Source organism: Exiguobacterium sp. s40 (assembly GCF_018617905.1).
GTDB lineage: Bacteria > Bacillota > Bacilli > Exiguobacteriales > Exiguobacteriaceae > Exiguobacterium > Exiguobacterium mexicanum_A.
In genome coordinates, this window is the sequence record NZ_JACSLC010000003.1 from 149,233 (window position 1) to 174,967 (window position 25,735).

Here is a 25,735-nt window from a genome sequence, read left to right on the forward strand (position 1 = left end):
CTAAATCGATTGGGCTGGATTCTGTTGATAGTGATCCTTGCGCTCGGAGGCGGACTAGTCTTGACGCGAGGACAGACGATCGAAGATTCTGTCCCCGTCACCCAAGGAACGGCTGATAGTTGTTCGCCCATTTGATTTTCCATCGCGATCAAGTCGTGAACAAATGGCTCATCGCAGAGACGCTCTATCCAGAGATTGACGAACCGCAACGTGCGCTCCACAACGTCTACAATCTCGTCTATCGGTTGAAGAAGACGCTCGCCGAATACGACTTGAGCATCTCGGTCCAAACGATCAACAACGGTTACTCGCTCCACTTGGATGATGCGTGTGCCTGCGATTATCATGACTGGCTGGATGCGAAAGATAAACCGTTCCCGCAAACGGACTTGGCTACCCGGCTCTATGTCGATAAAGATTATACATGGTATTGAATAAGAGCTCTTCCCGACATTGTGGGACAAGCTCTTTTTAGCGTCCGACGAAACCACCGTCGACATGAAGATGTTGGCCGTTGATCCATGCCCCGTCCGGCCCCACGAGGAAAGCGACGTAACGCGCCGTATCCTCTGGCGTGCCGACACGTCCATGGGGGAAGAGCGGCGCAAGTTGTTCGCGAAGCGCGTCATCAATCCAACCCGAATCGGTCGGACCCGGGTCGAGTGCATTCACGGAGATCCCGTACTGCCCTGCCCCATTGGCCAGTGCTGGCGTGATGGCGATCAACATGCCTTTTATGGCGATATAGGCCAAGTTGGAAGCATCCGCTCCCCCGGACACCATGAACAAGATGCGTCCGTCCGTATGCCCCGCCTGTTTGTATCGTTCGATGAAGGCAAACGTCAGATCGATTGTTCTTTCGTTGTTGATGAAATAATGGCGACGTAACGTCTCGGTCGTGAACGTATCGACACTCACGTGCCGCTCATACGTCGCATTGTTGATGAGGCGGCTCGGTGTACCGAGCGCTGCCTCCACGCGATCGAGCAATCCTTTTGCGTCTCCAGACGACAAATCGTACGGTTCATGGGCAACGCGAGCCCCTGATGTCTGTAATTCGTCGATGAAGCTTTCAATAAAGTCCGGTTCCGCTCCGACGCCTTCCGTCCCGTCAAAGGGGCTCCAGTGCGTCAGATACAAGTCATGGCCTGCCGCAGCAAGCTTTCGAGCGACAGCGGCGCCAATACCTTTGCTACGACTGACCCCGGTGATGAGTGTGAGTGGTCGTGTCATTGAGTCCTCCCCTTTCGCGTGCTAGCAAGGCACGTATTGACCCTCCTCCTATCCTCAGTCTATCCATTTATAGGAAATTTGAACAGTCTTCACGCAAAAAAGGTACGACGCCTGTAGACGTCGTACCTCCCTCTTCTTACTTCAAACGATCCAAGTGCTCCAGCATGATGCCCGTGCCATGAGCAACGCTGAGCGTCGGCTCTTCGGCAATCATGACCGGCAAACCGACACGCTCGGCGACGAGCTGATCGATGCCGTGGAGGAGCGAGCCGCCACCTGTCATGATGATGCCGCGGTCGATGATATCGGCCGCAAGCTCTGGAGGCGTCTGTTCGAGAACGCGCTTCGTCGCTTCAACGATCTCGTTCGCCGATTCGGCCATCGCCTCACGGAGTTCTTCCGACGTGATGGTCACTGTCCGCGGAAGCCCACGCACCATGTCACGACCTCGGATATCCATCGTCTCGTTACGGCCGCCTGGGAAGACCGTCGCAATCTCTTTCTTAATTTGCTCGGCCGTCCGCTCACCGATGACAAGCTTATGTTTGTCCTTGATGGCGCGGAGGATGTCCGTATCGAAACGGTCCCCGGCGATTTTAATCGTTTCACCGCAGACGATATCGCCCATCGAGAGGATGGCAACGTCTGTCGTCCCGCCACCGATGTCGACGATCATATGGCCGACCGGCTTCCAGATGTCCATGCCCGAACCGACCGCTGCTGCCTTCGGTTCTACGGCGAGGAAGACTTCTTTCGCGCCGGCCTTCTCGGCCGCCTCACGGATCGCTTTCGCTTCAACCGGTGTCACGTTTGCCGGTGTACAGATGAGCATGCGGATGCCGCCAAAGAAACCGCGGACTTGGATCTTCTCGACGAAATGGCGAAGCATCTCTTCGGTTGTCGCGAAGTCAGCGATGACCCCATCACGGAGTGGACGGATGGCGACGATGTCACCTGGCGTACGTCCGACCATCTGATACGCTTCCGTTCCGACAGCGAGTACTTTCCCTGTCGAACGCTTGATAGCAACGACGGATGGCTCGTCGAGGACGATGCCTCGACCTTTGACGTGGATGACGACGTTTGCTGTTCCTAAATCAATCCCGATATCTTTTGAAAACATGGTGTGTAGGTTCCTCCGTTCGTTACTTCATTGAAAAGAGCGAGAAGAGTCTCTCCTCGCTCCTATGAGTCTATTAATTAGTTCTTGACCATTTCTTCGGCAACTTCGACGTTCCCTTGAATCCGCTCGATATCAGCACCAAGCGCTTGCAGTTTCTTGTGGAAGTCGACGTAGCCACGGTCGATGTGGTAGAGATCGCCAACGCGTGTCTCTTCGTCCGCGATGAGTCCCGCGAGGACGAGGGCAGCACCGGCACGAAGGTCAGTCGAGACGACTTCAGCACCTTGGAGGCGAACGCCGCCTTTGATGATCGCCGAGCGTCCTTCGATTTTAATGTCTGCGTTCATACGGCGGAATTCTTCGACGTGCATGAAGCGATTCTCGAACACTGTTTCGGTGATGACCGATGTGCCGCCAGCTTTTAAGACGAGCGCCATCATTTGTGCTTGGATGTCAGTCGGGAAACCAGGGTGTGGCATCGTCTTCACGTCGACCGGCTTCAACACATCCGGTGCGATGACACGCATGCCTTCTGACGTATCCTCGAACTTGACGCCCATTTCTTCCATCTTCGAGATGAGTGGGCGAAGGTGCTCGCGCTCAGCGCCGATGACTTCGATGTCGCCACCTGTGATCGCTCCAGCAACGAGGAACGTACCGGCTTCGATGCGGTCAGGGATGATTGAATGCTCGGCACCATGGAGTTTCTCCACGCCTTCGATTCGAATCGTTTCTGTACCGGCACCGCGGACGTGTGCGCCCATACCGTTCAAGAAGTTGGCAAGGTCGACGATTTCAGGTTCTTTGGCGACGTTCTCGATGACCGTTGTTCCTTCAGCAAGGACTGCCGCCATCATGATGTTCTCTGTCGCGCCAACAGATGGGAAGTCCAAGTAGATCTTCGCACCTTTCAAGCGACCGTCGACCGAAGCTTCGACGAAACCGTTGCCGATGACCGTCTTCGCGCCCATTGCCTCGAAGCCTTTTAAGTGGAGGTCAATCGGACGTGACCCGATCGAGCAACCGCCTGGCATTGCGACACGCGCATGCCCAAGACGAGCAAGGAGAGGACCCATGACAAGGATCGAGGCACGCATCTTGCGGACGTACTCAAGCGGCGCCTCGTCTTTGATTGTGCCCGACGCATCGACAGTGACTTCGTTATTCGCTTCGTCAAACGCAACCTCTGCACCGAGGTGGCGAAGTACTTTGTTAATCGTGTACACATCAGCGAGGCGCGGCACGTTTTGAAGTACCGACTTTCCTTCGCTTGCTAAAAGAGTGGCAACCAATGTTTTGAGTACGGCGTTTTTAGCTCCTTCAACACGCACAGTACCTGACAATTTACGTCCTCCACGGACTACAATCAAATCCTTCATATCTCTCTTTGTCCTCCAACTTCGTTGTTTTTTTGTTTTATACGTCGATATCCGCTACCGGATGTGGTTATGTCGATTACTACGATGGTTTGTAACACGTGACGCTTCATCAGAGAGAAAAATAATAATAAAAGCACTCATAAAATTCTGATGAAAAATTCGTCATGTCAGACGAATTTATCCTACACGATAAACATATAAGAAACGTTACAGCAGGATTACAGTTTAGTAATCGTTTCCCTTCCTACTGTAATGGTGCGAGCGCCTGGGCCAATCGGATATACTCCAAAAAGAACTGGGCGATCAGTGAACCGAAGACGACGGCCACGAGGACACGCAAGACTGCTGCTTGCGGACTCCTCACTTGATTGAGCAAGCGGTCCCATTTGACCGGCATGAGCGCCCACCAAGCGACGTAGATCGCTACGACGTAAATGACGAGCGATAACACGGTGTTCAACATCGACGATTCCCCTCTTTTCAAAAATTCGTACCATTTTTAATCATAGCATGTCACGTCAGAGAAAAAAAGACTTAGCGTTTAAGTGAGTGGTGGAATGGGTTCATCCGATCAACTCGCTTTCTCTCCATAAACCGCATACAAAAAGGAACGTCAATCGGCGCATGGCCTTAGTACAGTAATTGACGTCCCTTCAACATTTCAAACATTATTCACTTCGCCATCATACGTTTGGCTCCATCGAATCGCCTCGACATAGTAACGTGACAAGTCAGGCGCTGTCTCCTCGACAGGCACGGTCAATTGCTCGTAGGCGAGGACCATGTCGAGTAAACCGCGCAACTCGTTGTCTTCTCCGAGGAGCGCTGCCTTGACGATTGGTTCGACCGGCAGCTCCGAGACGAGCGTCTGCATCTCCTCATCCAAAATCACATCGAGCGACGAGAAAATCCCGGTGATGAACGCATCGAACGCCGTCACTTGCGGCAACGTCTCGACAGCGATCAGCTCCATCATCTTGCCCCGGATCACACTCTGTTTAATCAATTCTTTCGATTCGGACGTCTGCAGCTCCCGAAGCAACATCAAGTACGACCAGCGTCGCATCTCATCGAGACCGATTCGTGCGACGGCCTGCTCGATCGATTGAATCGTATGACGACCTTTCTGATAGACCGTGTTGACCGAACGCAACATCTTATACGACAAATCCACACTGCGTTCGATTTGGCTCGCGATGCGGCGGAAGTTCGGCTCTGGCTTGTCGAGCTCTTTCAACACTTCGACGAGCGTATGCCGGAGCGGATGAACCTCGGCACCGTGGACGACCGTCGGCCGGCTGAAGAAATAGCCTTGGAACATGTGATAGCCGAGTTTTTTGGCGATCTCATATTCAAACGGCGTCTCAATCTTTTCCGCTAAAAATTCGACGCGATGCCCGAGCGCATCGATCAGCCGCTTCTGTTGGTCGATCGGTGTTGCTTGATAATCGATTTTAATGATATCGGCGAGCCCGATGAGTGGGCGATACTTTTCCTCGAACACGAAATCGTCAAGCGCGATCGTGTAGCCTTTCCGACGTAATGAACGCAAAGCGGCCAACACTTTCTCGGTCGGTTCGACGTGCTCGAGCACTTCGATGACAAGTGTCTGGCGTGGCAATAAGGCCGGCACTTCACTTTCGATCAAGTTTTGCGGGAAGTTGATGAACGCCCGCGTACCTTCTGTTAGCTCTCGAAAGTTGAACACCATATAAGCGTTATGGATGACGTCAGCGGTCGCGAGCGAATCGTCGACGTGCTCAAATATGTTTTTCTCGCTGCGGCGATATAACAGTTCGTAGCCACAGACACGTAGTTTTTGGTCAAAGATTGGTTGGCGTGCAACATAAACTTTCATTCCCTTTAGCTCCTTTACCGTAGTTCCCACCTATATTATCGGATAAGGCGCCCCTCCCTTCCACTATTTGGGCGTGAAACTTCTGATGCTTTTGACCTATATATACAGAAGGAACGTTATCCATTTGGTCTAGACACAAAAAATCTCCCCTGCGGCTGCAGGAGAGATGTTGGTTATTCTTTGATATCGCGAATGCTCAAGCGGTTGATCGCTTTTTTGAGCGCGAGCTCCGCGCGACGGAATTCGAGGTCCGAGAGCTTCGTGTCTTGGAGACGACGCTCGGCACGAACTTTCGCCGCAGAAGCGCGGTCGTAGTCGATTTTATCCGCCATTTCGGCTGTTTCAGCTAAGATCGTCACCGTGTCGGGACGAACTTCCATGAAACCGCCGCTGAGTGCGATCAGCGTGCGTCCACCATCTTCGTGGCGCAGTTTGAGAACTGAGATATCGAGCGGTGTCACCATCGGGATGTGTTTCGGTAAGATACCGAGTTCACCGGTCACCGATTTTGCGACGACCATCCGTGCCTCGCCCTCATAGGCTGCACCATCCGGGGTGACGACGTTGACGTGAAGAGTATTCATCGTCTAGTTTCCCCCTTCCGTGTAGGTCTTAGACCAACGTCTTCGCTTTTTCGATGACGTCTTCGATTGGACCAACGAGACGGAATGCATCTTCTGGAAGATCGTCGTGTTTACCATCGAGGATCTCTTTGAAGCCGCGGACTGTCTCTTTAACTGGTACGTACGAACCTTTTTGGCCTGTGAACTGCTCAGCCACGTGGAAGTTTTGTGACAAGAAGAACTGAATGCGACGCGCACGGTGAACCGTGAGCTTATCGTCTTCAGACAACTCGTCCATACCGAGGATTGCGATGATGTCTTGAAGTTCTTTGTAACGTTGAAGCGTCTGCTGGACGTTACGGGCTACTTCGTAGTGCTCTGGTCCGACGATGTCAGGCGAGAGGGCACGTGAAGTCGATGCGAGCGGGTCAACGGCTGGGTAAATCCCCATCTCCGAAAGACGACGCTCCAAGTTAGTCGTTGCATCAAGGTGAGCGAACGTTGTCGCTGGAGCCGGGTCAGTATAGTCATCGGCTGGTACGTATACGGCTTGAATCGATGTAACCGATCCTTTAGCTGTTGACGTGATCCGCTCTTGAAGCATACCCATTTCCGTCGCGAGTGTCGGCTGGTAACCTACGGCAGATGGCATCCGACCGAGAAGGGCCGAAACTTCCGAACCTGCCTGTGTGAAACGGAAGATGTTATCGACGAAGAGAAGAACGTCTTGTCCTTGTTCATCGCGGAAGTATTCTGCCATTGTAAGACCCGTCAAGGCTACGCGAAGACGCGCGCCCGGCGGCTCGTTCATCTGACCGAAGACCATCGCCGTTTGCTTGATAACGCCTGAGTCCGTCATCTCGTGGAACAAGTCATTTCCTTCACGCGTACGCTCGCCGACTCCTGCGAATACAGAAATCCCGCTGTGCTCTTGCGCGATGTTGTTGATGAGTTCCTGAATGAGAACGGTTTTACCTACACCGGCACCACCGAAGAGGCCGATTTTACCACCTTTGATATAAGGTGCGAGAAGGTCGACGACTTTGATCCCTGTTTCCAAGATCTCAACTTTTGTCGACAATTCATCGAACGTCGGTGCGAGACGGTGAATCGGTGACCGACGGACAGTCGGTGATACTTCTTTATCGTCAATCGGGTTACCAAGTACGTTGAAGACACGACCGAGCGTCTCTTCTCCGACCGGTACTGAAATCGGTGAACCTAAGTCAAGTACTTCCATGCCGCGGCGAACGCCGTCCGTTGAGTCCATCGCAATCGTACGGACCGTGTCATCCCCAAGGTGAATCGCCACCTCGAGCGTCAAGTCGACACTGACATCTTGCGCCGATTCAGCCACATGCGTGACTTTGAGGGCGTTGTAGATGTTCGGTAAGTGGTTGTCGAACTTAACGTCGATAACTGGGCCCATGACTGCGACTACGCGGCCTTTCATGCCGTATTCGTTCATCGTGTTAGCCTCCTACAATCTAGAGGGCGTGCGCTTATTCAAGCGCAGCCGCACCTCCGACAATCTCTGTGATTTCTTGTGTGATCGCCGCTTGACGCGCGCGGTTGAACTTGAGCTTGAGTCCACGGATGAGTTCATCCGCGTTGTCCGTCGCGTTCGACATCGCCGTCATCCGAGCCGCGTGCTCCGATACTTTCGCATCGAGGAGCGCGCCATAGATGAGTCCTTCCGCGTAACGCGGGAGGAGCGCTGCTAAGATCGTTTCTTCTTCTGGTTCGTATTCATACATCACATTAGATGCGGTCTGTTCGATATTCCCAAGCGGAAGCAATCGAGCGATCTTCACTTCTTGGCTGATGACAGAGATGAATGAGTTGTAGCAAAGCTTCAATTCATCAATCTCGCCTTCACTGAACGCGCCGACCGTCTGTTTGACGATCTCTGCGACTTCAACGAATGATGGCTGGTCGTTGAGTCCTGTCATGGCACTGTATACCGGAATGTTACGGGCCTTGAAGAACTGAACGCCGACCTTCCCGATCACGTACAGACGGTATTCGTCTGTTGAACCGTGTTTGGCTTTCAACTCGCGATACACGTCACGAAGGACGCTGGCGTTGTATCCACCAGCAAGTCCGCGGTCTGACGTGATGACGATATAGCCGGTCCGTTTGACGGGACGGACTTGAAGCATCGGGTGTGTTGCGCCTGAAGTACCGCCGGCAATCGACGAGATGACTTCCTGCAACTTGGTCATGTACGGCTTGAAGTTGGCGTTGCTCCCTTGAGCGCGGTTCAATTTCGAGGCCGACACCATGTTCATCGCTTTCGTGATTTGCTTCGTGCTTTGGGTCGAGGTGATCCGCATCTGGATCTCACGTAATGATGCCATTTCGATTCACCACCTTAATAGACGCTCGTCACCGGATTAAACCGATGGCGAGAACGTCTTTTTGAATTCCGTAAGTGCATCGACCATCGCCTCGTCAGCAGGAAGGTTTCCTGTTTGACGGATTTCACGGCAGAGGTCCGCACGGTTTTGGTCGAGCCATGCGTTCATTTCTTTTTCGAAACGACGGATGTCTTCGACTGGGACGTCATCGAGATGACCTTTCGTGAGAGCGTAGATGATGATAACTTGCTTGTCGACCGAAAGCGGTGCGTTCAAGTCTTGTTTCAAGACTTCAACAGTCCGTTGTCCACGGTTGAGCTTCGCTTGTGTCGCTTTGTCGAGGTCCGACCCGAACTGGGCGAACGCTTCGAGCTCACGGTATGACGCGAGGTCAAGACGGAGCGTACCCGCAACTTTCTTCATCGCTTTCACTTGAGCCGAACCACCAACACGCGATACCGAGAGACCGGCGTTGATCGCTGGACGTACCCCTGAGAAGAAGAGGTCCGACTGAAGGAAGATTTGACCGTCTGTGATCGAGATTACGTTCGTTGGGATGTAAGCCGAGATATCCGACGCTTGTGTCTCGATGAACGGAAGTGCTGTCAATGAACCGCCGCCGAGTTCGTCGTTCAACTTCGCCGCACGCTCAAGAAGGCGTGAGTGGAGGTAGAAGACATCCCCTGGGTAGGCTTCGCGGCCTGGAGGACGACGGAGAAGAAGCGAGAGCTCACGATAAGCTGCCGCTTGTTTCGAGAGGTCATCATACACGACGAGGACGTGTTGTCCGCGGTCCATGAAGTACTCACCCATCGATACCCCAGCGAATGGTGCGAGGTAAAGAAGTGGGGCTGGCTGTGAAGCCGATGCCGAAACAACGATCGTGTAATCGAGGGCGCCGTTTTGACGGAGCGTCTCAACTACGCCACGGACAGTCGATTCTTTCTGACCGATTGCGACGTAGATACAGACCATGTTTTCTTCTTTTTGGTTGATGATCGCGTCGATTGCGATCGAAGTCTTACCAGTTTGACGGTCACCGATGATGAGCTCACGCTGACCGCGACCGATTGGTACGAGGGCGTCAATCGCCTTAATCCCAGTTTGGAGCGGTTCGTGAACTGACTTACGGGCCATAACGCCGTAAGCTTTACGCTCGATCGGGTTATATGTGTCCGTCACGATCGGTCCGAGACCGTCGATTGGTTGTCCGAGCGGGTTGACGACGCGTCCGAGGAGCGCTTCACCGACTGGAACTTCCATGATGCGGCCCGTACGTTTTACCGAGTCGCCTTCTTTGATGCCTTTGTAGTCGCCAAGGATGATAATCCCGACGTTACCTTCTTCTAAGTTTTGCGCCAAGCCCATTACGCCGTTAGAGAACTCTACGAGTTCCCCCGCCATAACGTTATCGAGTCCGTATGCACGAGCGATACCGTCACCTACTTGAATGACTGTACCTGTCTCACTGACTTCGATTTCAGAACCGTACGAAGCGATCCGCTCTTTTAGCAGGGCGCTGATTTCTTCAGCTTTGATCGTCATTGAATTCACCCCTATTTCTTACGCATTCAACAATTCACGCTCGAGGCGTGTTAGTTTGTTTTCGATTGTGTCATCATACGTCGTGTAGCCGATCTGGACACGGAGTCCACCGATGACGTCTTCATCGACGACGTTCTTCAATTGAAGCGTCTTGTTCATCTTCTGACCGAAGACGAGTTCGACTTCTTTCAACTCTGTTGCCGACAACGGGTAAGCACTCGTGACGAACCCTTCGGCGATGCCACGGTAGTCGTTGATGTAATCAAGGACGTAGCGCGACAAGCCGCGAACTTCGCTCGCACGGTCGTTTTCGACCATGACGAGAAGTGTGTTGAGCACGATATCTGTCATGTCACCAAAGCTATGTGTTAAAAGCTGTGCAAGCTCGCTGTCACTGATTGCCGGATTCGTTAAGAGATCCGTGAGTTCAGGAGTCGCGTGGAGCACTTCATCGAGCAGACGCACTTCCGCTTCGACTTGGTCGAGCGTGCCTTGTTCCCGCGCTAAGTCGAAGAGCGCTTTGGCATAGCGTTTTGCTAACGATGTGTTCATCAGTTAGCACCTTTCGCTTTAGACAGGAAGTCTGTAACGAGGGCACGTTGTTTCACTTCGTCGCCTTTAAGGTCTGACTGAAGGACGTGGCGTGCGGCCGAGAGCGCCTGTGTGACGACTTCGGTCTGGAGCGATTGCTTCGCGAGCTCACGCTCACGTTCGATCGCTTTACCCGCCTCGATCTTGATTTGTTCGGCTTCCAAACGCGCCTGCTCCACCAAGCGTGCTTGTTCCGCTTCTGCTTGACGACGGCTTGAATCAAGCATTTCTTTCGATTCTATACGTGCTGCGCTTAACGCGTCACGTTGTTCGACTACATATGTTTCCGCATCTTTGCGGCTCTTTTCAGCGAGCTCAATTTCGTTCGCTACATACTCTTCACGCTGTCTCATCATTCCAAGGAGTGGTCCCCAAGCAAATTTCTTCAACAGGGCCAAGAGTACGAGGAATGTGAAAAGTGTAAAGATCATATCCAGGATGCGGAGGCCTTCGCCGCCAGCACCAGCTGCAATCATCATCGTATCCATGCATACCCTCCTCTTGACTAAATAAGTGAGGGAGACACGCTCCCTCTTACGTTGTTCTCGTTAACTCGTAATCAAGAGTTGAGGAGAAGGAAACCGACAGCCACACCGATGATCGGGAGGGCTTCAACCAAACCGATACCGATGAACATTGTTTGACGAAGTTCGTTTTTGAGTTCTGGCTGACGTGCTTGTCCTTGTACTGTTCCGTATACGATGAGACCGTTACCGATACCAGCCGCGAGTGCTCCAAGACCGATAACGAGTGCTGTTGCGAGAAGATTCATTTGTTCCATTGTGTATATTCCTCCTAAAAGTTAAGTAAATAGTTTTTTTGTTCAACGCTTTGGCGAGACCTTCCCGAATTAATGCTCGGCAGAAGCTTTATGCCCGATATACACCATTGCAAGCGTCAGGAAAATGTAGGATTGGATAACCCCGATAAAGATTGAGAAACCTTGCCATAAAATCATTGGGAGAATTGCGAACACAGCACCGAGCGGGTTAAGTGCCCCTTCTGCGGTAATTGCGAGTCCCAAGATGATGGTAATCATGATTTCACCGGCAAAGATGTTACCGTAAAGACGCAGACCGAGCGTCAAGGTGTTCGCAAACTCCTCGATGAGCTTGATCGGCAATAAGAACCAAACCGGCTTCACGAATTCCGCCGAGTAGTGCTTCAAGCCGTGTAGCTTCACGCCGTAATAGTGCGACATTGCAACGACGAGTGTCGACAATGCCAACGTGACGTAAGGATCGGCCGTCGGTGAGTTGAACCATAGATAGTGACCAGAGATGACGTTAAACGGTAGACCCATTAAGTTTGAGAAGAGAATGAACAAAATCAACGTCATTCCAAACCCGATAAAACGGCCACCTGTCTTCCAGTCCATCGCACTCGAGATAATCCCGCGTGTGAATTCTGCGAAGAATTCCATTAAGTTCTGCTTACCCGTCGGCTTCATAGCCAAGCGTCGCGTTCCCCAAACGGCAAACGTAAATACGAGTAGTGATGCGATCAGCACCGTAATGACGTTCGTCCAGCTCCCATATAACGTATAATCTCCGAGTTGTAGAGAATATGTGGGAAACTCATGACCCATTAGTATTCACCTCTTTTCCTGCTGAGCTGGGCAAGTGTGAACTCGCCAAATTGTATGATGTGGCCGGCGATTAGACCAGTTACCACCGCTATCAGCGATACTCGATCCTCATAAAAGAGACCGACTATCACGGCTAGTGCACCGACTGCCATCCTTGAAACAGTCCCGTGCGACTTCGGGCGTCGTCCATGTTCGATCACGTCAAACATCCGAATGACGCTTCGATTCTGCATATGTAGAATGATGAGACTGGCGACCCCGCCTAAGAACAAGCCGAGAAATACCGGTTTGTACATAGGGACGATGAGCGCTCCGATGAGGAGAATGGCGAACCATCCGATAAACCACTTCGTATAGCGTTTCATCAACTGCTGTTGTGCTTTTCTGTCTACTTGCACTTGTTCTAAGTTCATTCGTCCTCTCCTGTCAGTAAACTTCGAAGGGTGAGAACTAGCGCCGTGATCCCAAAAGCCATTCCGAGAAGCACTGACACATTCCAACCAAACGTGCCCCAAATTTCACGTCTCGCCCCGTATTGGCCAACGAGATAACCGATGACGATCGGTCCAGCGAGCGCGGTCGAGATTTGAGAGGCAAGCGAGGCATAAGATAGGTAACGATTGTCTTTTTTCGTCATCCCCATCCCCCTTTCGAGCTGCCGAGCCATGCATCTTCTCCATCGGATTCACACTCGCGTGACCATCAAAAGTCACACAAGTTCAGAGTACTGGAAATGGCATAAGAAGTCAATTGATTTCACAATTATAAAAGCGCTTTAAATCAAGTCGTATCAAGGCTTTTACGCAGTTCATAAACTAAATTAAAATCATCAAATTTTAAGAAAGTATGAAGAAACGGTGAAATAAAAATGTTGACTTTATAACATTTCACATTACGAACCAGATGAAGAATAGTTCAGTTATACCTTCACGTTTTGGAAATTACAATGCAAAACGGCTTACGTTCACAAAAGGTTTTGAAACAAACGTTGACCCGATTTTGAAATCGTTTACATCGTCCTGTATCAGTATACCGATTATCTTTTTGTCATGTCGAGGGGTTCTGACGAATTTGTAGTGATGAATATCACACCGCCTTTTCCGAGCGGTCAATCGCCTGGAAAGCCCTTCCTATCAACCCGAAATGGGTGGACAATACCAGTTCGAATGGCTACGATTACGATGTAAGCGCTATCTAAAAATGTGTCGATTTTGTGACTTTCGAAACCGACGCCCGCATCGAATGCATGTTGATGCGTGTGAGGAGGAACTGGAATGGATTGGATGGCCCAGCTACGCGAGGAAATTGACGCCGACGTCGTCTTCACGGACTCGACGACCCGACTCGCCTATTCATTTGACGCGACGCCGAACTATCAAGCGATGCCAGACGCGATCGTGGCCCCCCGCTCGACCGAGGACGTGCAGGCCGTGTTGCGGCTGTGCCACGAACACCGGATCCCCGTCGTCCCACACGGATCGGCGACAAATCTTGCCGGCGGCACGACGCCGCTTTCAGGTGGTGTCGTCATGGACTTCCGTCATATGGACAAGATTGTCGAGATCGACGAGAAGAATTTGACGGTGACGGTCGAACCGGGCTGCATTACCGCCCATTTGGCACAAGCCGTCGAGGCGAGAGGCCTGTTTTATCCGCCGGACCCGAGTTCGATGAAAATCTCGACGATTGGCGGCAACATCAGTGAGAACTCCGGCGGCTTGCGTGGGCTGAAATACGGGGTCACGGCCGATTATGTGCTCGCGCTCGAGGCGGTATCACTCCGAATTGACGCCTGTTGAATAATGTTGTCGATATCCTCACGAATCGCCGCATCGACGTCCCGGAACTGGTTGATATAGTCGGTTCCGCTATAGCGACGCGCGTTCGCTGTCAGAACATCCCCCGCTTTGATGAGTTCAATTTGAGATTCGTGGAACGCCTCCATCTGTCGGATGACATGAATCGTCTCCGACAACGAGCGCTTCGTCGCTTCATACTGTTCGAGTGACAGGGTGTCTTGATTATATGTATAGCCTCGGACCGACAGCTCTTGATCGAGCAACAGCCGGAGCAGCTCTGAGGCGGCGTTCGCAATCGGGATCGCCTCTTCGACGATACGACGGTTCTCTCGTTCGATATCTTGAAACGCGCTATAGCTCCAGATGCTCGTCAAAAACAGTGCCATCAAAGAAATGAGCAAATATCTTTGTAGTAGTGAGAATTTAGTCTTCACGGCGTCTTTTCTCTTTTTCATGATCGGACCGCCATACGGTCCCTTCCTTTTCTACTATCGGTCGTGACTCGCTTCACCTCAACTATTTTGAATCGATCGCGGCACATTCCACAAAAAAAAGAGGATCACTCGGATCCTCTCTGTACGGGTTCATGCTTATTTTGTTCCGAACAAACGGTCACCCGCGTCACCGAGTCCTGGGACGATGTAACCATGGTCGTTCAACTTCTCGTCAAGTGCGGCGAGATAGATTTCGACGTCTGGGTGTTCAGCTTGAACACGTTCCACACCTTCAGGGGCTGCGCAGAGGCAAGCGAGCTTGATCGACTTGGCACCGTGCTTTTTAAGCGCGGCAATCGCATCAGCGGCCGAACCACCAGTTGCGAGCATCGGGTCGACGACGATGAAGTCACGCTCTGTGACGTCCGTCGGCAACTTGAGATAGTATTCGTGCGGCTCGAGCGTCTCCGGGTCACGGTATAGACCGATGTGACCGACTTTGACGTTCGGCATCATTTTGAGGAAGCCATCCACCATGCCGAGGCCTGCCCGTAAAATTGGGACGATTCCCAATTTCTTGCCGGCGATCATCTTCTGTGTCGATACAGAGACCGGTGTCTCGATTTCTACATCAGTAAGCGGAAGGTCGCGTGTAATTTCGTATGCCATGAGTGACGAGACCTCGTCTACGAGTTCACGGAACTGCTTTGTCCCCGTCTCTACTTTGCGCATAATCGTCATCTTGTGCTGAATCAATGGGTGGTCATAAACGTGTACTTTGCCCATCATGCTTCACTCCTCTCTCAATCTCTCTTGAGCATTGTACCCTAACTTTTCTGAGAAAGGTAGGGTCAACTTCTGTTTTCTAAGAGGTCAGACGAAACCCGAAGGAACGGAATCGATCCCTCGGGCTTCAGATGACACGTCGATCAGAATTTGAAGAAATTCAGAAAACCGGCCGTCTTGTGTTTCACTTTTCCACACATCTTGCCTTTGGCGGCCTGATGGTGTTTTGACGTTTCATGCTTGGCGGCATGTTTTTTAGCATGCTTCTTTGCAAGTTTTTTTGCCTTCTTCTTGTCTTTCTTCTCTTGCTTCAACTCAGCTTTTGTCTTTTGTGTCGACTTCTCTTTTGACGCAGTCTGGTCATTCGTCGACGGAGCCGGTTTCGTCGTTGTCGTTGGCTTAGCGACTGGCGTTGTTGCCGTTTCTGTCGCAGGTTTGGTCGCGGCTGGCTTCGTTGTTGCCGTTGTAGCCGGCTTTGTCGTAGTCGTTTCAGCTGGCTTCGTTGTTGTTGTAGCCGGCTTTGTTGTAGTCGTTTCGGCTGGCTTTGTCGTCGTCGTTGTAGCCGGTTTCGTCGTAGTCGTTTCAGCTGGCTTCGTCGTTGTCGTTGTAGCCGGTTTCGTCGTTGTCGTTTCAGCTAGCTTCGTCGTTGTCGTTGTAGCCGGCTTTGTCGTAGTCGTTTCAGCTGGCTTTGTCGCCGGTGCTACCGCGACTGGCGCTGGTGTCGGCGCCGTGTCTTTCGTACGTGTCACAAGTCCCGCGTTCCAGTTCACGTAAGCATCCGCTTCATGGAAGTGGATGAAGCCAGAATCTTTGGCGAGCTTGTGGCTGTCCGCGCTAAGACGTGTCGAAATCGTGAGCGTCTTGACCGAGTGCTTTGCGTCGACCGCTTGTAGTTTCTTGATCATGTTTTGTGACCAAGCGTCGCTCTTGATCGTATCGGCATTGAAGCTCTCCCACATGATGCCGTCGACATATGGCGCCGTCGATGTTTCAAGTGTGTCGAAGCCCCAGTTTTGGACCATGGCGATATCCCCATAGCGAGCCCGTGCTTGTTTCAAGAAGTTGACGAGGCCGTCACGTTGTTGCTTGAGCACCGTCGGGTTGTTCAAATGTTCGTTATCGATATCACCGACCGTGTCCATGAACACGCCATCGATGCCTTTGGCGATGACTTGGTTTTGGATTTCCGTAAAAAGTAACCCTTGGAAGTGCGGCGAAGCGATGTTCGTCAAGTACGAATCCCATTCCGCGTAATGGACACGTTGTCCGTTACGCGTAAAGAAGTCACCTGACTGAAGTTTTGACATGAGACCGGTGTTCCATGTCGCGACTTCCATGACGCTAATATAACCGAGCACTTTCGTCCCGCGTGCTTTGATTTGCTCCACTTGTGCTTTCGTGTAATGGAGCGGCTCAATGATGACGAGATCGTAGTTCTGCATATCTTTTAGAATCGCTGCCGTTGGATGGCCATAATACACTTGATAGTTCTTCACACCGTCGAGTGGGTTCATGGTTTGTGCCCCCGTTTTAGACATGTTCAGACTAACAATTAACAACACTACCGTTAGAGACAACATTAACTTTTTCAATTTCACTACCTATTCCTCTCCTGATGACTGACAAAACGTGGTGACGGACGATGATGGTTGAATGGAGTTGTGTCTCGTTGCTCCCCCTTTTCTTTCTATTCAAATGACGAGAAGGTTAGTGCTGTGTGTTTTATGGATCTATCGGATTCGTGTATGTAATGTTGAACCTTCGCAAAAAAAATTATAGGATAGTTTTTCACGAAAACATAGTGTCAATTTGACAACAAAAAACCGCTTCACGACATGAAAGTGTCATGAAACGGGTAAAACGATAAGTTATTCGGTCATATGTAAGTATTTAGCGTTGACTCTAATTCGAGACGATCAATCAAATAGACTCGTTCCGTCTCGACGTCCATCAATTGAAGGATGTCTTGCCCTTCCTCCATCCAGACGTCAAACCGTTGTTCGGTCAACTGCTCATAGAGCGCGAGCGTCCCGCATCGTTCCCCGGTTGGCTGTCCACTACTCGGCTTTACATGGGACAACAATTCAAATAGCTCGCTCGTACTCGGTCCACCGAGATGGGCGATTTTCGTCTCCGTCTCATACGTCGCCAGACGCATCGTCTCTTTTGGCTCCGATACAATCGTCAATTCCCCGGCGCCAGGCCGTTTCACTGTGCCCCACACCTCGATTACGGTTCCGTAACGTTCCGACAACTCGACCGATGCCCGTTCAGTGAAATCACGGATGGGCACATCCGCTAGGACGACCCGCTTCAACAGCCTGCGCTCATTCGCAGTTGATGCAAAAACGGCTTCCGTTGAGTCGATGGCGACATATTCGCCCGTGAAGACGGCCGGTAGCACGGTACGTTCCCATGCTTCTTCCCTCCCCATCTGTAACGTGATTCGATTGTCGGCCAATTGAGTCAAGAAGGCGACCCCATCGTTCTTTCCGCTCTCAAAGACGAACAATCCGGGCTCAATCATTTGCCCTTTTGCTGCCCCATCCTGAAAGACTTGGTACGTGACGTGGAGCGCCCCCCGGTCCGGTGTCTCATACCGGAAGACGGATTCTGGGATGATCGTCTCGTGTGCCTTATTGACCGAGAAGGACTGTATCACATTTTCGACGTTCGGTTCAGGAATGAACGACAGCGTATCTCCGACTTCGATTTCAACAGGATTCGCCGTAACGGCAGCCTCGAACGCCGCGATCTTGTCCGTGCGGAAGACCCGTGCGTTTTGCTCGTCACTGTTCAAGCACGAGACGTAGTGCGACTCCCCGCTCCGCCAATATTTGACGGTCTTGCTGCCTAATTCGTCGTAGAAAGGATGACGGAATGTAATGGAGGCCACTTCAGCCCGACGCATCGGCAACACGTCCGTCGGTTTTTGCTCACAGTAGTTCAATAATCGCGACTTCAAGGCGGACGTCAACGGGATGTCTCGGTCTTGGTGAATCGAATACGTCGACAATGACCGCAAGTTGAGCGCGTTCGTCTCGTTTGCGCCACATCCGCTTAAAAAGATGCTGGCAACGATCATCATCCATAAGACGTGTTTCATTCCGCCCCCTCCTTTCACATTTATTTGGGTACTATCACCTAAAATTTTCTTTTTCACTTTATCATACAATAATAATTACTTATATAGTTAGAAGAACAAACAAAAAATGCCACTTACGTGGCACTTTTTTAGTCGTCATCTCGGTCATCGTCACGTTCAATCTCTTTCACTTGCTGTTGAAGGTTCAACTCGAGTTTGACGCGGTCACCGGCTTTTGGCGCCTCGTCGTCAAGCTCGTAGCGGCTCGCGAGTTTGAACGTCTCGGACTTGCCGTCACGCTCGATGGTCACGTCACGGTCCGACAGGCTGACGAACGTACCGTAGATGTCAAAGTCGTCACTCTCGCGGTCGACTTCCTTCACTTCCTCGTTTTGATTGAATTCCAATTTGACGCGGTCACCGGCTTTCGGTGTGTCGTCATCAATCTCATGACGGGATGCGAGCGGATACGTCGCTTGCTTGCCGCTGAAGCTGATCGTCACGTCCCGGTCTGATAGGTTGACGAGGGTACCATACAATTCATAATCATCGTCATCGACCGAGCGGACCGGCGTATCACTCGAGGCTGTTCCTTCTGTCGACGCGGCCGCTTCTTGGTTCGCATCGTCTTGTGCGTCATCTGCGGCATCATCCGTCCCACTGTTCACACTGTCGACCGACCGCGGGACGATGACCGTGTCCGTGTTGTCGTTCGCAACATACAACCCGATCCCTGCGACGGCGAGGACTGCCAAGCCGACGCCTAAAATCCATCCGATTAGTTTCATGATGTTTCCTCCTCGTTTCATGTGGTGAACTTGTTCTACATCTTCATCATAGAACGGTGACCTTAGAGCACCACGAGGATTCCATTAGAAAATGATGAGAATCTGCGAAAGTTTTGTCATTTTGCGACGAAGAAAATACTGCCATCCGGCGCGTTCGCATAACTGCCGACCGACCAACCGTTCATGTCGGCCACTTCCTTGGCGATGGCGAGCCCGAGTCCGCTGCCGCTCCGGTCCCGTGCCTCATCGAGTCGATAAAAACGGTCGAACAGACGCGCCCTGGCGTCATCGCTCAGCGTCGTCCCATGGTCACGCACTTCAATCCGATTCGGTGTCATCGTCACGTGCGTGTCAGTCGCGTACTTCAAGCTGTTGTCGATGAAGATGACGACAAGCCGTTGCAGCGAATCACGGTGTCCGTACCACGTTCCTGTCGCCTCGATTGTAAGCCGGACGCTATGCGAACGCTCGAACCGCTCGGTCAATTGTTCGGCGAATTCGGTTAATTCAATCGCTTCGGCCTCGATTTCTTCAAGTGAGGAGAAGCGGCTCAGTTCAAGCATCGGTTCAATCAAGTCTTCGCGCATTTGCCGGGACTCGGTCAAAATGTGATCGATCGCCTCGTCACGGACGGCCGGGTCGCTCTGTCCCCAGCGCCGGAGCAGTTTGGCGTACCCTTCGATGACCGTGAGCGGCGTCTTCAGTTCATGTGAAACATCGGCGACGAAACGCCGTTGTTGCTCCATCGACCCTTCGACCCGGCCAATCATTTGATTGAAGCCCGTCGCAAGTGTCGACACTTCGTCTTGGCTCGTCCCGACATCGATGGTCTCAAGGGTTCCCGATTCCGTGATTCGTTCCATCGTCGTCTCGAGCCGGCGGAGCGGGTCGAGCCCTTGCCTGACGATCCAAAGGCTGCCGATGAACGTCATCGCCACGGCGATCAAAAAGATGATGAGAAAGATCGTGGCGAGCGTCTGGAGCGTCTCACTCACCGCCGCGTCTTGAAACGCGTAGCCGAGTCCATTCGACGTCGCGATGACGAACCAGTCGTCGACGAGGGCCGGCTCGCCGAAATTGACGGGAAACCGCAATCCTTCCTCGGCCTCTCCGCCGATGATGCCCCAGTCGCCGTTCGCTTGCCGTTCGAGCACGACACTGTCCTCGTGTAACGACAAGACGGCCTGGCGATTCCGCTCGTCCTCCTCGAGCAAGCTGAGTGCCTGGCGCAAGACGTCATAGCGGGCGTCGACGATCTGTTGACGCGAGACGAGCCAGGCGACACCGAACGAGGTGATCAGGAGGAACAACATGAACCCCGCCATCGCCAAAGCGATTTTCGTCCGTAGTTTCATCTTATTCACCACGCTTCAGCATATAGCCGACGCCTCGGACCGTCTGAATCCAAGAGCCTCCGAGTTTCTTCCGGACATAGCGGACGTACACATCGACGACGTTCGTGTCCCCGTAATAGTCAAAGCCCCAGACGTGTTCGACGAGTTGGTCGCGCGTGAGCACGCGTTCCGAATGTTCGAGCAGATAGACGAGCAAATCGAACTCTCTCCGGGTCAAGTCGACTTTTTGCCCTTCGCACATCACTTCATGGCGATTGACGTCGACGGTCAGCCCTTCATACGATAAGACCCGTTCGCTCGTATCGACGTGGACGTGTTGCCGCATCCGTAAGAATGCCCGAATCCGCGCGAGCAACTCTTCCATCTCGAACGGCTTCGTGATGTAATCGTCGGCCCCGAGGTCGAGCCCGCTCACTTTGTCGTAACGGTCCCCGCGTGCCGTCACCATCAATACCGGGAGAAGCGGCTGCTCTTCTTTGACGCGGCGCACGACTTCGAGACCGCTCATCTGCGGCAGCATGACATCGAGCAACATGAGGTCAATCCCACCGGCGAGCGCCAAGTCGAGCCCGGCCCGCCCGTCATGAGCGACCTCGACTTGATAACCGGCATGCATAAGTTCAAGTTCGAGTAATCTGGCAATTTTAGCATCGTCTTCGACGACGAGAATCGTAGGCATGGCATTCATCCTTTCTCAAGAAAGCGCCGAGCAGTCCGCCCGACGCATCATTCTAAGTGTTCCCGGATTCCTCAGTCAAAAAACGGACGAACTGCTTCTGGAATCGCTTGTTCGATACGCAATTCGAGTGAATCGCCCATCCGGTCAAACGTCGTTTCAATCCCTTCCGCCTGAAACGCCAAATCAGTCCCGACTTGAGCGATTTGGTCGAGCCACGCGTTGCCGGTCAAGGTGAATAATAGGAACCCGGCGACCCCTGCCGCCATGAGTGTCAATGCGAGCGCACCGACGGCCACTCTTCGAATCATTCTTCCAATCTTTCCTCTGCTCATTGAGCGCATAAATCCCTCTCCCTTGTCTATTTTCTTTCTTTACTGTACGGGAGCGAACTGAGAAAGAGCGGTGAAACAGATTAGAATTTGATGAGAAAAAGAGGCCACAGCACGCTGCGACCTCATTCTTCCTCGAGCACCGATTTGGCAATCGGCGCCCAATACGTTCCATCCATGGCAGCGACCTCGGCGAGCGTCGTCCGGTACATGTCGTCCCCGGCCTTCTTCTCGGCGATGCCTTTCATCCATAAGACGTCCGCTTTATACCCTGATTCGGGATACGTCTCGACATAGGCGGCATAGTCTTGGATCTCCGCTTCACCGAGCTTGTTGTCGACGAGCAAGCGATAAAATCCGACCGCCTGTTCTTGACCGGCTTTCGCCTTGCCGACGAGGAGCGCATCGGCTTCCTCGTATCGTTTGTCCGAGACGAGTGTCTCGACTTTAGCGAGCGGGATGACGGTCGGTGCCTCAGGCGACTCGGTCGTCTCGTCCTCGGTTTGGAGCGCCTCGTTCGCTTCTTCAAGCCGGGCGACTTCTTTCTCGAGTTCTTCTAACCGTTTCGCGAGTGCCTCCTCTTCCGTCACCGTCACGACCCGCTCGTCGGAAGCGGACGGCGTCACTGGGGGTGGCGCCGGGTCCGGCCAAAAGGCGAGCGCGACCAGCCCGAGGCCGACGACGAGCGGCAGGCCGAGCCATGTCTTGTCCCACTTGAACGCATTCTTCCAATCTGACAAGTCCGCATGACCGATGACGGCCGGCGAGAACGAACGAAAGCGGCGCTTGGCCGCCTTCTTTCCGTTCGCCTTCACTTCGAGCGCGAGCCCGAGCCGATGAAACGCCGCCGGCACTTTCATCCCGAGAAGCGGTACGATCCGTTCACTTGCCTCGATATAATAGCCATGATCGAGCAGCGTCGTGACGACCTCGAACTCGTTCGCGACGAGGCGAAACGTCGGGTCGTGCTCGCCTTTTCGGACGAGCCATTCGGTCATATCGATGAGCGGTAGTTCCGCGAGTTCCCGATCTGCGAGTGTCCGTACGTCCATTCGTCAGCCTCGTGCAGGATAGAGCGGGAATTTCGCCGTCAACGCGCGAACGGCTTCGTGCGCTTCTGCGAGCACTGCTTCATCCTCGTGGTTCGTCAAGACGCGTCCGATTAAGCGAGCGACTTCACGCATATCGTCTTCTTTCAATCCGCGTGTCGTCATCGCCGCCGTCCCGAGTCGAATCCCGCTCGTCACGAACGGTGAGGCCGGATCGAATGGGATCGTGTTCTTGTTGACCGTGATGCCGGCTGCGTCGAGCGCATGCTCGGCCGCTTTCCCGGTGATATCGATGCCACGGAGGTCGACGAGGAGAAGGTGGTTATCCGTGCCGCCCGATACGATGCGGAGTCCCTCTTCTTCTAATCCTTGCGCGAGCACTTGTGCGTTTTTGATGACTTGTGCCTGATAATCTTTGAACTCAGGTTGAAGCGCTTCTCCGAACGCCACTGCCTTCGCAGCGATGACGTGCATGAGCGGACCACCTTGAATCCCTGGGAAGATCGACTTGTCAATCGCCTTGGCGAACTCCTCTTTACAGAGGATCATGCCGCCGCGTGGACCGCGGAGCGTCTTGTGCGTCGTCGTCGTCACGAAGTGCGCGTGCTCGACCGGGTTCGGATGAAGTCCGGCCGCGACGAGACCGGCGATGTGCGCCATGTCGACCATGAGGTAAGCATCGACGCTATCGGCGATCTCACGGAACTTGGCGAAGTCGATTGTCCGCGGGTACGCCGAGGCACCAGCGACGATGAGTTTTGGTTTATATTCTTTCGCGAGGGCTGCGACAACGTCATAATCGATGTGTTCTGTCTCTTTGTCCACACCGTATTCGACGAAATTGTATTGAACGCCCGAGAAGTTGACCGGACTTCCATGCGTCAAATGGCCACCGTGCGACAAGTTCATGCCGAGCACCGTGTCACCGGCTTCAAGTACTGTAAAGTAGACGGCCATGTTCGCTTGGGCACCCGAATGCGGCTGCACGTTGGCATGTTCTGCACCGAACAGCTCTTTCGCACGGTCGCGGGCCAAGTTCTCGGCTACGTCGACGAACTCACAACCACCGTAGTAGCGACGGCCTGGATAACCTTCCGCGTACTTGTTCGTGAGCACGCCACCTTGCGCTTCCATGACTGCTTCTGAGACAAAATTCTCCGAGGCAATGAGTTCGATGTTCTCGCGTTGGCGACCGAGCTCGTGTTGCATCGCTTCAAACAATTCCGCATCCTGTACTTTCAACTTCGTCGTGTTTACCATGTTGAAACCCCCTCTGAATGTCTAAAAATCAACACCCCCATCGTAACATATGCTTCTTTTTTTGGGTATCGTCTAATCCACGGGCAAGTCGGGTATCATAATGAAGAAGACGATCAGAGGAGGATGTTTATGATTGAGACAAAACAGATCACCATCACCCCGTTCGAGCGCGAGCGGACGGTTCGGATTTATACCCCGGCCGATTACGACACAACGGACAAACGTTATCCCGTGCTCTATATGCATGACGGACAGAACGTGTTCGCCGACGAGGACGCGAGCTATAAAATGAGTTGGCGCGCCGGCGAGTATGTGGACGCCTCGAAACGCGACTTGATTATCGTCGGCATCGACAGCGCCCCGGGCGAGATGCGACTCGACGAATACGGTCCGTGGGAAAATCCGTACATCGGCGAGAGCCTGCTCGGTCAAGACGTGACGCTCGGCGGCCAAGGGTCGGCTTACATTGAATACATCGCCCAAGAGTTGAAGCCGATGATCGATGCGAACTATCGGACGAATCCGGACGAGACGGCGATGATGGGCAGCTCGATGGGCGGCTTGATCTCGATTTACGCCGCATGTGTCTATCCCGACATCTTCAAACGCGTCGCCTCGCTATCATCGGCGTTCTGGTTCAACCAGACCGAGCTTGAACAGTTAATCGAGTCCAGCGATTTGAGCGGTGTCGAACGTCTATATATGGACGTCGGTCGGAAAGAAGTCGAACAACCGTCAGCGGACGGTCCGACGAACGAAATGTATCTCGAGTCGAGCGAACGCGTCTATGCGCTCCTCCGTGACAAAGTCGACCATATCCGTTTCGAGGTCATCGAGGAAGGCGTGCATAACGAGCTCGCTTGGCGTGAACGGTTCCCGATGGTCCTTTCCTACTTGTTCAGTGAAGAGTTATAACGCAAAAAAAGCCGGTCCTCGCGACCGGCTTTCGTTTATTTCGCTGGATAGTGGGCCCGGGGGCCGCCAATCAGTTTCGGCCGCGTGACGGCGAACGTGACATACGCCTCACCGAGCTGCTTCGCTGATAAGCGGACCGGGATCGCGACCGGCTTCAAATGCATACCGATCAGCGTCGACCCGATATCGATCCCTGCATCCGCTTGAATCGATTCGACGACGCAAGGCGTATCGAAGCTTTCGTACGCTTTCTCCGCCATCGCCCCGCCCGCTGCGCGCACAGGGACGACCGTCACTTCTGTCAAACCGAACTGTTTCTGCGTCCGTCGTTCGACCGTGAGCGCCCGATTAATATGTTCACAGCCTTGAAAGGCGAGATGGACGCCGGTCTTGTCGCGAAGCGTCAGAAACGCTTCGATGAAGTCTGACGCCACATCAATCGAGCCCGCTTTCCCAATCGTCTTACCGACGACCTCACTCGTCGAACAACCGATGACGAGAATCTTGTCCTCATCTAACGGAAACCGTTCGTGCAACTCCGTCAATAAGTTCAAAAGCTCCGCCTTCATCGCTGTCACTTCGTTTCGTAAGCGCTCATCTTATCGACACGGTTCGAGTGGCGTCCGCCCTCGAAATCTGTATCGAGCCATGTCGCCACTAAATCGAGTGCAAGACCCGGTCCGATGACGCGCTCGCCCATCGTCATGATGTTCGAGTCGTTGTGTTGACGTGTCGCTTTCGCGCTGAACGAGTCATGGACGAGTGCCGCCCGGATTCCTTTCACTTTGTTGGCGGCAATTCCGATGCCGATCCCTGTCCCGCAAATCAAGATGCCACGGTCGAACTCACCAGCCGCGACGGCTTCAGCGACCGGAATCGCCACGTCTGGATAATCGATTGACTCGGCCGAGTGTGTCCCGAAGTCCTTATACTCGTGACCAAGCTCTTCCAATAGTCCGATGATGTCTTTTTTCAAGTTAAATCCGCCATGATCGGCGCCAATTGCGATTTTCATT

General features: G+C 52.9%; 29 protein-coding genes and 1 pseudogene. 3 read left to right on the forward strand and 27 right to left on the reverse strand.

Annotated features, from left to right (window positions below):
* Window positions 1–119 precede the first annotated feature (119 nt).
* The gene (locus KNP02_RS03910; RefSeq protein WP_240731288.1) at window positions 120–434 is read left to right on the forward strand and encodes a helix-turn-helix domain-containing protein; all 315 of its coding nucleotides are present in this window, start codon (window positions 120–122) and stop codon (window positions 432–434) included.
* 37 nt (window positions 435–471) lie between these two features.
* Here KNP02_RS03910 and KNP02_RS03915 read toward each other — a convergent pair whose 3' ends face one another.
* The 15 genes from KNP02_RS03915 to KNP02_RS03985 all read right to left on the reverse strand — a co-directional run bounded on the left by KNP02_RS03915 (window position 472) and on the right by KNP02_RS03985 (window position 12,877).
* Window positions 472–1,233: an SDR family oxidoreductase gene (locus KNP02_RS03915; RefSeq protein WP_214708476.1), complete on the reverse strand. Its 762-nt coding sequence runs from the start codon at window positions 1,231–1,233 to the stop codon at window positions 472–474.
* 136 nt (window positions 1,234–1,369) lie between these two features.
* Window positions 1,370–2,356, reverse strand: coding sequence for a rod shape-determining protein (gene mreB, locus KNP02_RS03920; protein WP_021066145.1), 987 nt, complete (start codon window positions 2,354–2,356; stop codon window positions 1,370–1,372).
* 77 nt (window positions 2,357–2,433) lie between these two features.
* The gene (gene murA / locus KNP02_RS03925) at window positions 2,434–3,735 is read right to left on the reverse strand and encodes a UDP-N-acetylglucosamine 1-carboxyvinyltransferase (RefSeq protein ID WP_029594691.1); all 1,302 of its coding nucleotides are present in this window, start codon (window positions 3,733–3,735) and stop codon (window positions 2,434–2,436) included.
* Between the two features lie 244 nt (window positions 3,736–3,979).
* Window positions 3,980–4,198, reverse strand: coding sequence for a DUF1146 family protein (locus KNP02_RS03930; RefSeq protein WP_021066143.1), 219 nt, complete (start codon window positions 4,196–4,198; stop codon window positions 3,980–3,982).
* Between the two features lie 198 nt (window positions 4,199–4,396).
* Window positions 4,397–5,593 (reverse strand): EAL and HDOD domain-containing protein, encoded by a 1,197-nt coding sequence (locus KNP02_RS03935; protein WP_214708474.1) that lies wholly within the window; start codon window positions 5,591–5,593, stop codon window positions 4,397–4,399.
* A gap of 173 nt (window positions 5,594–5,766) precedes the next feature.
* Window positions 5,767–6,177 (reverse strand): F0F1 ATP synthase subunit epsilon, encoded by a 411-nt coding sequence (locus tag KNP02_RS03940; RefSeq protein ID WP_021066141.1) that lies wholly within the window; start codon window positions 6,175–6,177, stop codon window positions 5,767–5,769.
* 28 nt (window positions 6,178–6,205) lie between these two features.
* On the reverse strand, window positions 6,206–7,624 hold the full coding sequence (gene atpD, locus KNP02_RS03945) for a F0F1 ATP synthase subunit beta (RefSeq protein ID WP_021066140.1): 1,419 nt from the start codon (window positions 7,622–7,624) through the stop codon (window positions 6,206–6,208).
* Window positions 7,625–7,658: 34 nt separating this feature from the next.
* Window positions 7,659–8,516: an ATP synthase F1 subunit gamma gene (atpG, locus tag KNP02_RS03950; protein WP_214708473.1), complete on the reverse strand. Its 858-nt coding sequence runs from the start codon at window positions 8,514–8,516 to the stop codon at window positions 7,659–7,661.
* A 36-nt stretch (window positions 8,517–8,552) separates the two neighbouring features.
* Window positions 8,553–10,061, reverse strand: a complete 1,509-nt coding sequence (atpA, locus tag KNP02_RS03955; protein WP_029594689.1) for a F0F1 ATP synthase subunit alpha — start codon at window positions 10,059–10,061, stop codon at window positions 8,553–8,555.
* Between the two features lie 18 nt (window positions 10,062–10,079).
* Complete coding sequence (locus tag KNP02_RS03960; protein ID WP_021066137.1) at window positions 10,080–10,613, reverse strand: F0F1 ATP synthase subunit delta; 534 nt, start codon at window positions 10,611–10,613, stop codon at window positions 10,080–10,082.
* Window positions 10,613–11,140 (reverse strand): F0F1 ATP synthase subunit B, encoded by a 528-nt coding sequence (atpF, locus tag KNP02_RS03965; RefSeq protein WP_214708470.1) that lies wholly within the window; start codon window positions 11,138–11,140, stop codon window positions 10,613–10,615. Before atpF ends, KNP02_RS03960 begins: the two co-directional genes overlap by 1 nt.
* A 71-nt stretch (window positions 11,141–11,211) precedes the next feature.
* Window positions 11,212–11,424, reverse strand: coding sequence for a F0F1 ATP synthase subunit C (atpE, locus tag KNP02_RS03970; RefSeq protein ID WP_024370837.1), 213 nt, complete (start codon window positions 11,422–11,424; stop codon window positions 11,212–11,214).
* 78 nt (window positions 11,425–11,502) lie between these two features.
* Window positions 11,503–12,240, reverse strand: coding sequence for a F0F1 ATP synthase subunit A (gene atpB, locus KNP02_RS03975; RefSeq protein ID WP_021066134.1), 738 nt, complete (start codon window positions 12,238–12,240; stop codon window positions 11,503–11,505).
* Window positions 12,240–12,653, reverse strand: coding sequence for an ATP synthase subunit I (locus tag KNP02_RS03980; protein ID WP_214708468.1), 414 nt, complete (start codon window positions 12,651–12,653; stop codon window positions 12,240–12,242). The genes atpB and KNP02_RS03980 overlap by 1 nt, the downstream gene beginning before the upstream one ends.
* Window positions 12,650–12,877 carry a hypothetical protein gene (locus KNP02_RS03985; RefSeq protein ID WP_029594686.1) on the reverse strand — a complete coding sequence of 76 codons (228 nt, stop codon included), beginning with the start codon at window positions 12,875–12,877 and terminating at the stop codon, window positions 12,650–12,652. Before KNP02_RS03985 ends, KNP02_RS03980 begins: the two co-directional genes overlap by 4 nt.
* Before the next feature lie 646 nt (window positions 12,878–13,523).
* On the opposite strand from KNP02_RS03985, the pseudogene KNP02_RS03990 reads away from it, so the two are divergent.
* Window positions 13,524–14,015: pseudogene (locus KNP02_RS03990) on the forward strand (FAD-binding oxidoreductase); the annotation flags it as partial.
* Here the strand turns inward: KNP02_RS03990 and KNP02_RS03995 are convergent.
* The 10 genes from KNP02_RS03995 to glyA all read right to left on the reverse strand — a co-directional run bounded on the left by KNP02_RS03995 (window position 13,991) and on the right by glyA (window position 23,804).
* A complete protein-coding gene (locus KNP02_RS03995) occupies window positions 13,991–14,494 on the reverse strand; it encodes a CHASE3 domain-containing protein (protein WP_214708464.1) in 504 nt (167 codons plus the stop codon). The pseudogene KNP02_RS03990 and the gene KNP02_RS03995 overlap by 25 nt on opposite strands.
* 135 nt (window positions 14,495–14,629) lie before the next feature.
* Window positions 14,630–15,259, reverse strand: a complete 630-nt coding sequence (upp, locus tag KNP02_RS04000) for a uracil phosphoribosyltransferase (protein ID WP_021066126.1) — start codon at window positions 15,257–15,259, stop codon at window positions 14,630–14,632.
* Window positions 15,260–15,402: 143 nt separating this feature from the next.
* On the reverse strand, window positions 15,403–16,773 hold the full coding sequence (locus KNP02_RS04005) for a glycoside hydrolase family 191 protein (RefSeq protein WP_214708462.1): 1,371 nt from the start codon (window positions 16,771–16,773) through the stop codon (window positions 15,403–15,405).
* A gap of 362 nt (window positions 16,774–17,135) precedes the next feature.
* Window positions 17,136–18,365, reverse strand: coding sequence for a hypothetical protein (locus tag KNP02_RS04010; RefSeq protein ID WP_214708460.1), 1,230 nt, complete (start codon window positions 18,363–18,365; stop codon window positions 17,136–17,138).
* A gap of 128 nt (window positions 18,366–18,493) precedes the next feature.
* Entirely contained in the window at window positions 18,494–19,132 is a 639-nt protein-coding gene (locus tag KNP02_RS04015; protein WP_251129193.1) for a hypothetical protein, read from the reverse strand.
* A 116-nt stretch (window positions 19,133–19,248) separates the two neighbouring features.
* Window positions 19,249–20,487: a sensor histidine kinase gene (locus KNP02_RS04020; RefSeq protein ID WP_214708456.1), complete on the reverse strand. Its 1,239-nt coding sequence runs from the start codon at window positions 20,485–20,487 to the stop codon at window positions 19,249–19,251.
* A gap of 1 nt (window position 20,488) precedes the next feature.
* Window positions 20,489–21,166: a response regulator transcription factor gene (locus KNP02_RS04025; protein ID WP_214708454.1), complete on the reverse strand. Its 678-nt coding sequence runs from the start codon at window positions 21,164–21,166 to the stop codon at window positions 20,489–20,491.
* Between the two features lie 71 nt (window positions 21,167–21,237).
* Window positions 21,238–21,474: a hypothetical protein gene (locus KNP02_RS04030; RefSeq protein WP_034779230.1), complete on the reverse strand. Its 237-nt coding sequence runs from the start codon at window positions 21,472–21,474 to the stop codon at window positions 21,238–21,240.
* A 146-nt stretch (window positions 21,475–21,620) separates the two neighbouring features.
* Window positions 21,621–22,547: a hypothetical protein gene (locus tag KNP02_RS04035; RefSeq protein ID WP_138858775.1), complete on the reverse strand. Its 927-nt coding sequence runs from the start codon at window positions 22,545–22,547 to the stop codon at window positions 21,621–21,623.
* 3 nt (window positions 22,548–22,550) lie between these two features.
* Complete coding sequence (glyA, locus tag KNP02_RS04040; protein WP_214708452.1) at window positions 22,551–23,804, reverse strand: serine hydroxymethyltransferase; 1,254 nt, start codon at window positions 23,802–23,804, stop codon at window positions 22,551–22,553.
* 129 nt (window positions 23,805–23,933) lie between these two features.
* On the opposite strand from glyA, the gene KNP02_RS04045 reads away from it, so the two are divergent.
* Window positions 23,934–24,719: an alpha/beta hydrolase gene (locus KNP02_RS04045; protein ID WP_214708450.1), complete on the forward strand. Its 786-nt coding sequence runs from the start codon at window positions 23,934–23,936 to the stop codon at window positions 24,717–24,719.
* A 35-nt stretch (window positions 24,720–24,754) separates the two neighbouring features.
* On the opposite strand, the gene KNP02_RS04050 is transcribed toward KNP02_RS04045, so the two are convergent.
* Entirely contained in the window at window positions 24,755–25,297 is a 543-nt protein-coding gene (locus tag KNP02_RS04050) for a TIGR01440 family protein (RefSeq protein ID WP_371819464.1), read from the reverse strand.
* The gene (gene rpiB, locus KNP02_RS04055) at window positions 25,294–25,734 is read right to left on the reverse strand and encodes a ribose 5-phosphate isomerase B (RefSeq protein WP_021066115.1); all 441 of its coding nucleotides are present in this window, start codon (window positions 25,732–25,734) and stop codon (window positions 25,294–25,296) included. The genes KNP02_RS04050 and rpiB overlap by 4 nt, the downstream gene beginning before the upstream one ends.
* Window position 25,735: the final 1 nt, after the last annotated feature.